At 72.7% G+C, this 9,933-nt stretch carries 11 protein-coding genes and 1 tRNA gene; 7 read left to right on the top strand and 5 right to left on the bottom strand.

Annotated elements, in window-relative coordinates; translation table 11 throughout:
* Window positions 1–160: 160 nt before the first annotated feature.
* Window positions 161–233, top strand: a tRNA-Ala gene (locus tag ACWDS7_RS42825).
* Between the two features lie 307 nt (window positions 234–540).
* Entirely contained in the window at window positions 541–948 is a 408-nt protein-coding gene (locus ACWDS7_RS42820) for a PaaI family thioesterase (protein ID WP_451933952.1), read from the top strand.
* 4 nt (window positions 949–952) lie between these two features.
* On the opposite strand, the gene ACWDS7_RS42815 is transcribed toward ACWDS7_RS42820, so the two are convergent.
* Window positions 953–2,119 carry a hypothetical protein gene (locus tag ACWDS7_RS42815; RefSeq protein WP_451933951.1) on the bottom strand — a complete coding sequence of 389 codons (1,167 nt, stop codon included), beginning with the start codon at window positions 2,117–2,119 and terminating at the stop codon, window positions 953–955.
* A 70-nt stretch (window positions 2,120–2,189) separates the two neighbouring features.
* On the opposite strand from ACWDS7_RS42815, the gene ACWDS7_RS42810 reads away from it, so the two are divergent.
* Window positions 2,190–2,525, top strand: a complete 336-nt coding sequence (locus ACWDS7_RS42810; protein ID WP_451933950.1) for a hypothetical protein — start codon at window positions 2,190–2,192, stop codon at window positions 2,523–2,525.
* A 376-nt stretch (window positions 2,526–2,901) separates the two neighbouring features.
* Here ACWDS7_RS42810 and ACWDS7_RS42805 read toward each other — a convergent pair whose 3' ends face one another.
* Window positions 2,902–4,509, bottom strand: a complete 1,608-nt coding sequence (locus tag ACWDS7_RS42805; protein WP_451933949.1) for an MFS transporter — start codon at window positions 4,507–4,509, stop codon at window positions 2,902–2,904.
* A gap of 100 nt (window positions 4,510–4,609) precedes the next feature.
* Between ACWDS7_RS42805 and ACWDS7_RS42800 the strand changes: the two genes are divergently transcribed.
* Window positions 4,610–4,786: a ribbon-helix-helix domain-containing protein gene (locus ACWDS7_RS42800; protein WP_451933948.1), complete on the top strand. Its 177-nt coding sequence runs from the start codon at window positions 4,610–4,612 to the stop codon at window positions 4,784–4,786.
* A gap of 1 nt (window position 4,787) precedes the next feature.
* On the top strand, window positions 4,788–5,132 hold the full coding sequence (locus ACWDS7_RS42795; RefSeq protein WP_306866574.1) for a VOC family protein: 345 nt from the start codon (window positions 4,788–4,790) through the stop codon (window positions 5,130–5,132).
* 64 nt (window positions 5,133–5,196) lie between these two features.
* Here ACWDS7_RS42795 and ACWDS7_RS42790 read toward each other — a convergent pair whose 3' ends face one another.
* Together ACWDS7_RS42790 and ACWDS7_RS42785 are read right to left on the bottom strand one after the other, a co-directional pair.
* The gene (locus ACWDS7_RS42790; RefSeq protein WP_306866581.1) at window positions 5,197–5,859 is read right to left on the bottom strand and encodes a response regulator; all 663 of its coding nucleotides are present in this window, start codon (window positions 5,857–5,859) and stop codon (window positions 5,197–5,199) included.
* Entirely contained in the window at window positions 5,856–7,079 is a 1,224-nt protein-coding gene (locus tag ACWDS7_RS42785; protein WP_451933947.1) for a sensor histidine kinase, read from the bottom strand. The genes ACWDS7_RS42790 and ACWDS7_RS42785 overlap by 4 nt, the downstream gene beginning before the upstream one ends.
* Before the next feature lie 583 nt (window positions 7,080–7,662).
* Between ACWDS7_RS42785 and ACWDS7_RS42780 the strand changes: the two genes are divergently transcribed.
* Window positions 7,663–9,246, top strand: coding sequence for an alpha/beta hydrolase (locus ACWDS7_RS42780; protein WP_451933946.1), 1,584 nt, complete (start codon window positions 7,663–7,665; stop codon window positions 9,244–9,246).
* Window positions 9,247–9,282: 36 nt separating this feature from the next.
* On the opposite strand, the gene ACWDS7_RS42775 is transcribed toward ACWDS7_RS42780, so the two are convergent.
* Complete coding sequence (locus tag ACWDS7_RS42775) at window positions 9,283–9,675, bottom strand: DUF3224 domain-containing protein (RefSeq protein WP_451933945.1); 393 nt, start codon at window positions 9,673–9,675, stop codon at window positions 9,283–9,285.
* Here ACWDS7_RS42775 and ACWDS7_RS42770 point away from each other — a divergent pair.
* Window positions 9,586–9,933 (top strand): aldo/keto reductase (locus ACWDS7_RS42770; protein ID WP_451933944.1); only part of this gene is annotated, 348 nt, incomplete at its 3' end. The genes ACWDS7_RS42775 and ACWDS7_RS42770 overlap by 90 nt on opposite strands.

The raw sequence follows: 9,933 nt of genomic DNA, 5'->3' as shown, positions 1-9,933 counted from the left end.
CCGCTCGGCGTCCCGGCCCACCACCCCGGGCCGCCGCCTCCCCCGGAGGCCGGGCGGTTGCGCCGCGTCCGCCGCGCGCGGACGGTTTCTGAGTGGTCCCCGATGTCCTATACACTGGCGTGGTGCCGCTGGGGCGAGAGACCGGCGACACGAAACCTGAGGGGCTATGGCGCAGCTGGTAGCGCGCCTCCATGGCATGGAGGAGGTCTGGGGTTCGAATCCCCATAGCTCCACAGCGGGCCGTTCTTGAGACGGCTGACAGTTGGTTGACGAGATCCCGTCCGATCACCTCGATCGGGCGGGATCTCGTCGTTTTCCAGGTCGGCGCGACCGCCGGTGGCCTCGTCCAAGGTAAGCCTGACCACCGGAACATCCTTGAGCGTGCCACCCCGCTCGGGGACGGAACCCTGCCGGAGGAAGGCGGCAAGGCTGGAGTTCCAGTCGGGCCCGCTCGCCGAACAGCTCGTACAGCACGTCGCTCTCATAGTGGACGGCAGGAAGACGTTCTCCACACGCATATGCCGCGTGCATGATGTCTCCGTGACACCTGAAGACGGAGACGCGATTCTCAGGGACTACTTCGCCCCCTGGATCCAGGAACTCGGGCTGGCCGTGGAGGAGGTCGGCGAGCGCCATGCGATCGTGCGCCTGCCGTGGTCAGACTCGCTGGCCAGGGAGGGCGGCGGGCTGTGCGGCCAGGCCATGATGGCCGCCGCCGACACCGCCACCGTGGTGGCCATCTCCGCAGCCCGCGGCGGGTTCGTGCCGATGACGACGGTGCAGCAGTCGACGACGTTCCAGCGGCCGGTCATGGGCAAGGACGTGCTGCTCCACGTCCGGATCACCAAGCTGGGGCGCACGCTGGCCTTCTGCGATGTCACCATGATCCCCGACGGCGCCACCGAGCCCTCGGCCCACGCCACCACCGTCTATGCCATCCTCGCCTGACGCGCTATGAGAGGCGGCCGGCGGCGGCGTGGGACTCTGCGGCCCAGCGGTCGGCGCCCCAGCGGAAGGCGACGGCGGCCGCACGGGTGAGGTGGCGACGGGCGGCGTCCTCGCGGCCGAGCAGCCGGGCAAGCTCACCGAGCGTGTGGGCCACCGGCCGCAGCGCGATCGACAGGCTGGCGGTCCCTGCGGGCGGCCCGTCCTCGTACGGCAGCAACGCCTCGTACACCTCCTTGGCCGCGGAGACCTCGCCGAGCGCGATCACGGCCATGGCCCGGAAGGTGGCGAAGACCGGGAAGAAGTAGTCGGGCGGGATCGGCCCAGCCTTGGCTCGGGCTTCGCGCGCCTCCTCAAGCCTCCCCTGCGCGGTCAGCGCGATGGCGGCCGCGTCGGCGCCGAGCGCACCGTGGCCGTCAAGCAGGGCGGCCGCCAACGCCATGAACTCCTCGCCCACGACGCCCCCGGCCGGGACATCGGCGTAGGTGGACAGTTCGGCCAGCAGGCCGTAGCCGGTGGCGTGCAGCGAGCCGTGGGCGGCCATCCGCGCGGCCGCCTCGGCGTACAGGCAGCGCGCCTCGTCCGAGCGGCCCGAGATGTGCAGGAGCGTGGCGAGGGCGCACTCGGCGACGCCGACCGGCTCGGCCATCCGGTACTTCCTGGCCAGTTCCAGCGACTGCGCGACGAGCGCCTTCACTCGCTCCGGCTCCCCCGCGCCGGCCGCGGCGGAGGCCTGGACGAACAGCCCGTACCGCTGGTAGCCCGGCGAGTCCGCGGTCGCGATGCGCTCTCCCAGCTCCTGCCGCCGGCGCCAGTCGAGCGCCGGATCGAGGTCGTAGGAGAGCGTGGACAGCGTTCGCCAGAGCAACGCCGGGTCGTCGAGCGCGGTGGCCAGCGCCACGGCCTCCTCGGCGGCCGCCCGCGCCGCGGGCAACCCCGCCGCGGCCAGCTCGCAGGCGTAGGCGTCCAGCAGCATGCACCGGACCGCCGCCTCGAGATCCGGCTCGGCGAGCAGCCGCTCCAGCAGGGTGACGGTCTGGCGGTCGGCGGAGACGACCTGCCCACGTGCGGCCACCAGTACGGCCAGCACGGCACGCTGCAACGGGCCACCGAGCGGCACCGGCTCCCCGTCGACCTCGGCCGTGAAGGGACCGAGCGCCCGAATCCACACCATCGCCCCACATCGTGGGGTTTCCAAGCGCGGCTCCAACCGCCTTCCAAGGGGCGCGCCGGAGGCTGTGCCCATGACGGAACCGAACACTCACGAGATGGTGGTCGCGCACCGCGTCTTCCGCCGCGAGTCGCGGCTGCTGGCCAGAGTCGATCTGGAAGCCGATCTGGTGCTGCGCATGGAGGAGCAGCACGAGCGGGTCGCCGCCACCCTGGCCAAGGTCGAGGAGACGCTGCCCCGGTGGGCGTCGGCGGCCGGCGAGGCCGAGCGCGACGAACTGGTGGCCGCGCCCTGGGACCACCGCGCCGTCCTGTTGGAGCACCTCAACGACGAGGAGAAGGAACTGCTGCCCGTCGCCGAGCGGCACGTGAGCGCGCAGGAGTGGAACCGGATGGCCGAGCACTTCTAGGCCACCACGCCCAAGCCCAAGCAGCTGATCTTCCTCGGGGCCGTGCTGGAGGAGGCCACCCCCGCCGAGCGGTCCGAGATCCTTGGCACGCTGCCCCGTCCCGTCCGGTGGCTCTGGCACCTGGCCGGATCCGCCCGGTACACCCGACACGTCCGCAAGATCAGGGGCGCCGCATGAAGACCCTCGCCACGTTCTGACCATCCTCCTCGTCCTGGGCATCGGCTACGTCGGCTTCAGATGTCGCCGGCCTGCGTCCACGGCGCCCTGAAACGGCTCCTGGAGGTCGGACCGACGCCGAGCGCGCCGCCGGGGCCGCCCGGCTCGGCGGAGGCGGCCCCCGCCGGACGCGGCTGACCCGCCGGTTCGGCGCTCGGCGCTAATGGCCGCGAGTAGAGTCTCGTGCCCCGGAGTCGGCGGGGTGGGTCGATGAGGGCCGCGCCGCAGGGGTGTTGGCGCCTTGCGGCTGCTCCCGGCCGCCTCCGGGCGGCACGGAGTCCTTGCCGCGGATGAGCGCGAAAGCCAGGATGCCGCCGACGACGGCCACCATGCCGCCGGCGAGCAGCAGGTCGTTGAGAGACGACGCGAAGCCCGCCCCCGCCGCCTCCCAGAGCCGGCCGCGGTCTTGCGGTGCCGCGGAGCCGATCACCTGGCCGGGATCGCCGCGATGTACGGCGTCCGCGAGTCGGCCGGTGTAGCCGCGCAGTTCCGGAGTGGAGCCGAGCCGCTCCTTCAGGCCGGAATGCAGCGACGACGAGAACATCGAGCCGTACAGGGCGATGCCGACGGCGATGCCGACCTGCCGGAAGGTCTGGTTCACACCGGAGGCCATGCCGGAGCGGTGGACCGGTACGACGCCCACCGCGGTCGAGGCCAGCGGCGGGTTGACCATGCCGCTGCCGATGCCCGCGACGACGAATCCGGGGACGAGGTGCGTCCACTCCGATCCGGCGTCCAGTCCCGTCATCAGCAACAGGCCGACGCCCACCAGGATGAGGCCCGGACCGATGAGCCACCTGGCCGGGACGTGGCTCGACAGCCGGCCCGCCACTGTCGCGGCGACGGTCGAGCAGGCCGAGACGACGAGCAGCCGGGCGCCGGCGCCCAGGGGGCTGTGGCCGAGGGCGTTCTGGAGGTACAGCACGAGGTACAGGAACATCGCGAACAGCGAGGCGTTCATGGCGAACGCGGCGATCGAACCGCCGAGGAACGTCGGGGTCCGCAGCAGCGACAGGTCGAACATCGGCTCGGACACCTTCGCCTCGACCGCGAGGAACGCTGCCAGGAACACCGCCGCCAGGACGGAGCAGATCACGACCCCGCGGTCGCTCCACGCCGTCTCGCCCGCCCTGATCAGCGCGTACACGAGGCTGAAGAGCCCGGCGGTCAGCGTGCTGACCCCCGGCCAGTCGATCCGGGAAGCGTACGGCGAGCGCGACTCGTCCACCCGGCGCACGGCGGCGGCGATCGCGGCGACACCTATCGGCAGATTGACCAGGAAGATGCCGCGCCAGCTGATCCAGGTCGTGATCGCGCCCCCGAGGATCGGGCCGAGGGCGGTGGCCACGCCGGCCACGGCGCCCCACACGCCGAAGGCGATGCCGCGTTCGCGGCCCTGGAACGTGGTGGCGATCAGTGCCGGCGACGTGGCGAACATGACCGCGCCGCCGACCCCCTGGACCGCCCGGGAGGCGATCAGCGTCAGCGGGTCCTGCGCGACGCCGCACAGCAGCGAGCCGGCCGTGAAGACCGTCAGGCCGATGAGGAACAGCAGCCGCCTGCCGAACCGGTCGGCGAGGGACCCCGAGGTGAGCAGGAGCGCCGCGAGGGTCAGCGCGTAAGCGTCGGTCACCCACTGCAGGTCGCCGAAGCTCGCGTCCAACGCGTGCTGCATGTCCGGAAGCGCGACGACGACGATCGTGATGTCGAGCAGCAGCATGAACGTCGCGGCGCACGCCACCACCAGCGTCCACCACTTGCGTGCCATGGTCCAGATCCTCCTTGCTGCGCGGTTCGTCGCGCTGGGAACGGAGACGAGGGGCCTCGTCCCTAGGATCCTTGGTTCCTAGGATGCTAGCATTATGGCCATGGCCACCGAGGAGGTAAAGCAGTTCAACGTCTATCTGCCGCTGACTCTCATCAGGCAGGTGAAGCACCACGCCATCGAAGCCGAGATGTCGCTCTCGGCCCTCGTGGCCGAGGCGTTGCGCGCCTATCTGTCGGCCCATGAGGACGGGCCGCCCCCAGGAGAAAAGGAGACATGACATGGCTACCGAGGGCATCGAAGGCGTCTATCTGGAGACCCACAACTGGGGCAAGAGCGCCAAGTTCCTGCAGGCGCTGGGCTTCGACGTGGAGTTCGCGACCGACCACGGTTCGGGCCTGTTCCGGCGCGGGGACGGCCCCTACCTGCTCCTCGCCGAAGTCCCCGAGGAACAGCGGCCCGACACCCAGGTCGTGCTGCGGGTCGCGGACGCCGAGGCGTTCCCGGCCGACCCGTCCTTCGACGTGGTCACGCCGTTCGAGGAGACCCACTACGGGACCAAGCGGCTGACGTTGCGTGACCCCGACGGGCGCCTGTGGAGCGTCGAGGCGCCGGCGAAGGAATGACGTCCGGTCGGGCGTGCCCTGTTCTCACCTGAACAGGGCGGGCCACCCTCGCCTGAGTGTCTCCTCACGCCGGGCGTATGAGCCGGTTCTCGTAGGCGAAGACCACGGCCTGCACCCGGTCGCGCAGCTCCAGCTTCAGCAGGATCCGGCCCAGATGCGTCTTCACCGTGGCCTCCGCGAGGTGCAGTCCGGCGGCGATCTCGGTGTTGGACAGGCCGCGGGCCACCTCGACGAGCACCTCCCGCTCGCGGGGGGTGAGCCGTCGCAGCCGCTCGTCGCTCGCCGGGGCGCCGCCGGTGGGGAGCTGGTGGGCGAAGTTCTCCAGCAGGCGGCGGGTGATCCGCGGGGAGACCACGGCGTCGCCCGCGGCGACGCTCCGGATCGCCGCGAGCAGCTCCTCGGGCAGGGCGTTTTTGAGGAGGAAACCGGACGCGCCGGCCTTGAGCCCGGCGAAGGCGTATTCGTCGAGGTCGAAGGTGGTGAGGATGAGGACCCGGGTCTGCCGGCCGTTCCGGGTGATCCGGCGGGTCGCCTCGATCCCGTCGACACCGGGCATGCGTACGTCCATCAGGACGACATCGGGCCGCAGGCGCTGCGCGAGGCGTACGGCTTCGGCGCCGTCCCCGGCCTCACCGACCGGCTCCATGTCCGGCTGGGCCCGCAGGACCATGGTGAACGCCATGCGGAGCAGCGGCTCGTCGTCGACGAGCAGGACGCGGATCGTCACGCGGCGCCCTCCCCGGCCGTGCCGGCGCCGGTCATGCCGAGGTCGAGGCGTGCCCAGACCCGCCAGCCGCCGCCCGGGAGCGGGCCGGCCTCCAGGGTCCCGCCGTACGCGGCCGCGCGCTCGCGCATGCCGGGGACGCCCTGCCCGGACGGCGGGCCGACGGCTCGCGTGGCGCGGCCGTCGTCGGTGACCTCGACGGTGACGGTCCGGGGCGTGCAGCGCACCCGGACCTCGGCGCGAGTGCCGGACGGCGTGTGCTTGAGGGAGTTGGTCAAGGACTCCTGGACCAGGCGGTAGACGGTGAGCTGCGCGGCGGCGGGGACGGAGGCGGGATCGCCTTCCACGTCGAGGCGGACCGGCAGCCCGGCCGCGCGCGTCTGCTCGGCGAGGGATTCCAGCTGCGCGATGCCGGGCATCGGATGGCGCAGCGCGTCCGGTTCGTCGGCCCGCAGGACGCCCAGGGAGCGCCGCATGTCGGTGAGAGCCTGCCGCCCGGTGCCGGAGATCTGGCGCATGGCGGCGGTCGCCTGGTCGGGTGAACCGTGCTGCGCGAAGACCGCGCCGTCGGCGAGCGCCACCATGACCGACAGGTTGTGGGTGACGACGTCGTGCATCTCACGGGCGATGCGGGCCCGTTCGTCCGCCACCGCGAGCCTGGCCCGCTGGTCGCGTTCGCGCTCCAGACGGACCGCGCGGTCCTCCAGGGACGCGAGGTAGGCACGCCGGATCCGGGTGTTCACACCCGTGACGGCGGCGGCGACGGCCACGGCGGTCAGGAAGACGGCCGAGTTGAGGAACGCGCCGTCGGGTGCCGCCCAGCGCGCGGAGGCCAGCAGGATGCCGGTTCCGAGGACGGCTCCGGCCATGAGCGTGTGGCGCCAGGCGGAGCGCGCGGCCACCGTGTACAGGGCGACCAGCAGCGCCACGTCGGTCAGCAGCTGGACGCCGATGAGCCACTGGACGGACGCCACGGCGGCCACCGCGCAGAACACCGTCAGGGGCGCGCGCCGCCGCCACACCAGGGGCAGCGACAGGGCCGCCTGGAGGATCAGGGTCCCCGGGGGGTCCTGGTAGACCTTGCTGTTGAGGCCGGCGGTCACGGAGAAGAGCCCGAGCGCCAGCACCGCGTCGAACGCCACGGGCGGGAGCCGGGCACCTACCCGCAGCAGGGACCGTACCGGCCGCGCCGCCTCCGTCACGGCCACCGCGCCACCGGTCATCACACGTCCTGTCGTTTCCGTATCCTCGCGGCCGGGGCCGCCGCCGCGTACGGGCAGGGACGGCGAGCCCGGTCCATGGCGCCACCATAGTGGGCTCCCGCCGGAGGACGACAAGCGCGCGCCCGGCGTCCCGGGCGGGGCGGAAGGCCCCGGAGCGGCCGGCCGGCACCGCCCGGCGGAGCATGGGTCTCCTCCCGCGCGGAGGTCCGCGGACCCCGCACCGGAGGTCCCCGGACCGGTCGGATCGGCCGGCCCACGTCAGCCTGGAGTCGTACACGGATCTCCCGGACGAGGCGTCCGGCGCGGCCCCGCCCCGGAGGAACCGCTGGTCAGAGGTGGGATCGTCGGCAGTCCCACGGGGCGGCGCGGAGGCCGCGCGCAGGCTCGGGAAACCCGACCGGGGGCTGACGCGCCGGGCCGGCCGCGCGGCTTAACTTCGTACCCCGTGATGGCGCGACCCGTGATCCACCGGGCCGTTCAGGGCGCCGGGGAGCCGCCCGCGCGCCGTGGCCGGTCGTGCCCGAGAAATCGTGGCCGGTCGTGCCCGAGACAGTGTGCGGACAATGTGCAGGAGGAGAATCCGATGCGTGGACGAAGGACGGCCGTGGCCGTGGCCGGGGCCGTGGTGGCGGCGCTGACGGGCACCGTGACCGGTGTGCCGCCGGCCGCCGGAGCGGCCCGGGCAGACGCCGGCGGCCGTGCCCCGGACGCCGGGCCGGCCCGTTTCCAGCAGCAGGAGATCGCCTGGCACCGCTGCCAGAGCGGCCCGGACGACACCGTCGGCAAGGAGCTGGACGACGCGAAGGCGCAGTGCGCCGAGGTCACCGTGCCGCTGGACTACAGCGACCCGGGCGGGCGGACCATCAAGGTCGCGCTGTCCCGGCTGAGAGCCACCGACCCCGGGCGCCGGCGGGGATCCCTGTTCTACAACCCCGGCGGCCCCGGAGTCCCCACGATGTATCTCACCCTCCAGGTCAAGCAGGCCGGGCCCGCGGTCGCGGCCCGCTACGACCTGATCGGGATGGACCCCCGCTTCGTCGGGCGCAGCACCCCCCTGAACTGCGGGTGGCCCACCGTCAGCATCGGCTCCGCCGGACCGGACCGGCGCACCTTCGACCGGAGCGCGGCCCTGGCCAAGGACCTGGCGTCCCGCTGCGCCGTTCACCGGGATGTGCTGCCCCACGCCTCCACCCGCAACACCGCCCGGGACATGGACGTGATCCGGGCCGCCCTCGGCGAGTCGAAACTGTCCTATCTCGGCTCGTCGTACGGCACCTACCTGGGCGAGGTCTACCTGCAGCTGTTCCCCCGCCGTGCCGACCGGGTGGTGCTCGACAGCGCCCTGAACCCCGATCTGTTCGGTCCCGACCTGACAAGCACGACGGGGCCGGCCGTGACCGCGGTCCTGGAGAACTGGGCGGCCTGGGCGGCCCGCCACCACGGCCGCTACCGCCTGGGCGCCACCACCGCCCAGGTCCTGGCCACCGTGGACCGGATCGGCCAGGCTGTCACCCGCGGCCCGCTGCGGGTCGGCGACCACCAGGTCGACAGCCGCGTGCTGCCCCAGCTCCTGTGGAACGTCACCGCCGGGGACAGCGACGAGGCGTACGGGAGCTTCGCCGCTGACGTCCGTGTCCTGAGCGAGGCCGCCCGCGGCGTCAAGGTCACCCCCACCCCGGTCCTGGAACAGGTCCTGACCGGCCTGTCCTCCCCGGACGCGGACGGTTCGGCCAGCGTCCAGACCGCGATCTCCTGCGCGGACCGGGCGGCGTCCCGCGACCCTGACACCTACTACCGCGACATTCAGGCCCACCGTGCCGACGAGCCGCTGTTCGGCCCGTTGACCCGCAACCTCACCCCTTGCTCGTTCTGGCCGGTCGCTCCCGCCGAACCTCCCACCCGGGTCCGTAACGACGTCCCGGTGCTGATGGTGGGCGCCGACGGCGACCCGGCGGCCACCTACCCCGGCCAGCAGGCCGCGCACCGGGCCCTGACGGGCTCCCGCCTGGTCACCCTGCGCGGCGCCTTCCGCCACACCGTGTACGGGGGACTCTTCGCCCCCCGGAACGCCTGCGTCGACAGCGCCGTCAACCGCTATCTGGTCGACGGCGTCCTGCCCGCCAAGGACACCACCTGCTCCGCCGCCCCGGCCGCCGGCCGGCGCTGACACGCCTCGGAGCCCTCGGACGCGGCCGCCCAGGGCTCAGCCGAGCCCGTAGTCGAGGTGGAAGGAGTGGGCGCCGTCATCGTTGACGATCTGGCCCCCGCCGCTGATGCCGAGGAGCTCGCCGGTGCCCGAATCGGGGAGGACCGTCCAGCTCAGGGATGACTCCCCGGCGTGGCTGGTGGCGGTGTGGTGGAGCACGAAGGTGCCCTTGCGCCCGTGCACGGTGCCGGTGAAACGTTCGAAGCCGGCATAGGCCGCCGAGTCCTCGACCTGGGCCATCGCGGTGATGATGTCGGTGGTGCTGGTGCCCACCAGGTCGCCGTCGAAGGTCTTGGTCAGGTGGACGTGGGAGAGCGCGGCGCCCTCGGCCTCGTCGTAGGGCCGCGCGTCCCAGCTGTCGATGGTGAAGGTGCCGTTGGCACGGGGCATGGGGGCTCTCCTCGGTGTCGGGGTGATGCTCCCATCGTCGCGCCCGTACCTGTCACCTGGCGTCAGGTACGGGCCGCAGGTCGGGTGCGGGCCGGCAGGCCGGGTGCGGGCCGCAGGTTGGGTGTGGGCCGGCAGGCCGGGTACGGGCCCCAGACGCCGCGGGCCAGCCTGCGTCGGCTGCGCACGGACTACGTGGACCTGTACTGGGTGCACATGTGGGACCGTGACACGCCGATCGAGGAGACCATGCGCGCGCTG

The organism is Streptosporangium sp. NPDC003464 (assembly GCF_053588315.1).
Note: the sequence above shows the minus strand (reverse complement) of the source record. Positions and strands in the feature narration are given on the sequence as shown.

Bases quoted from the DNA above. Each gene is read 5' to 3' on its own strand.
- ACWDS7_RS42780 (WP_451933946.1), top strand. From the start codon at position 7,663: ATGCGTGGACGAAGGACGGCCGTGGCCGTGGCCGGGGCCGTGGTGGCG.
- ACWDS7_RS42810 (WP_451933950.1), top strand. From the start codon at position 2,190: ATGACGGAACCGAACACTCACGAGATGGTGGTCGCGCACCGCGTCTTC.
- ACWDS7_RS42795 (WP_306866574.1), top strand. From the start codon at position 4,788: ATGGCTACCGAGGGCATCGAAGGCGTCTATCTGGAGACCCACAACTGG.
- ACWDS7_RS42815 (WP_451933951.1), bottom strand. From the start codon at position 2,119: ATGGTGTGGATTCGGGCGCTCGGTCCCTTCACGGCCGAGGTCGACGGG.
- ACWDS7_RS42785 (WP_451933947.1), bottom strand. From the start codon at position 7,079: ATGACCGGTGGCGCGGTGGCCGTGACGGAGGCGGCGCGGCCGGTACGG.
- ACWDS7_RS42805 (WP_451933949.1), bottom strand. From the start codon at position 4,509: ATGGCACGCAAGTGGTGGACGCTGGTGGTGGCGTGCGCCGCGACGTTC.
- ACWDS7_RS42800 (WP_451933948.1), top strand. From the start codon at position 4,610: ATGGCCACCGAGGAGGTAAAGCAGTTCAACGTCTATCTGCCGCTGACT.
- ACWDS7_RS42775 (WP_451933945.1), bottom strand. From the start codon at position 9,675: ATGCCCCGTGCCAACGGCACCTTCACCATCGACAGCTGGGACGCGCGG.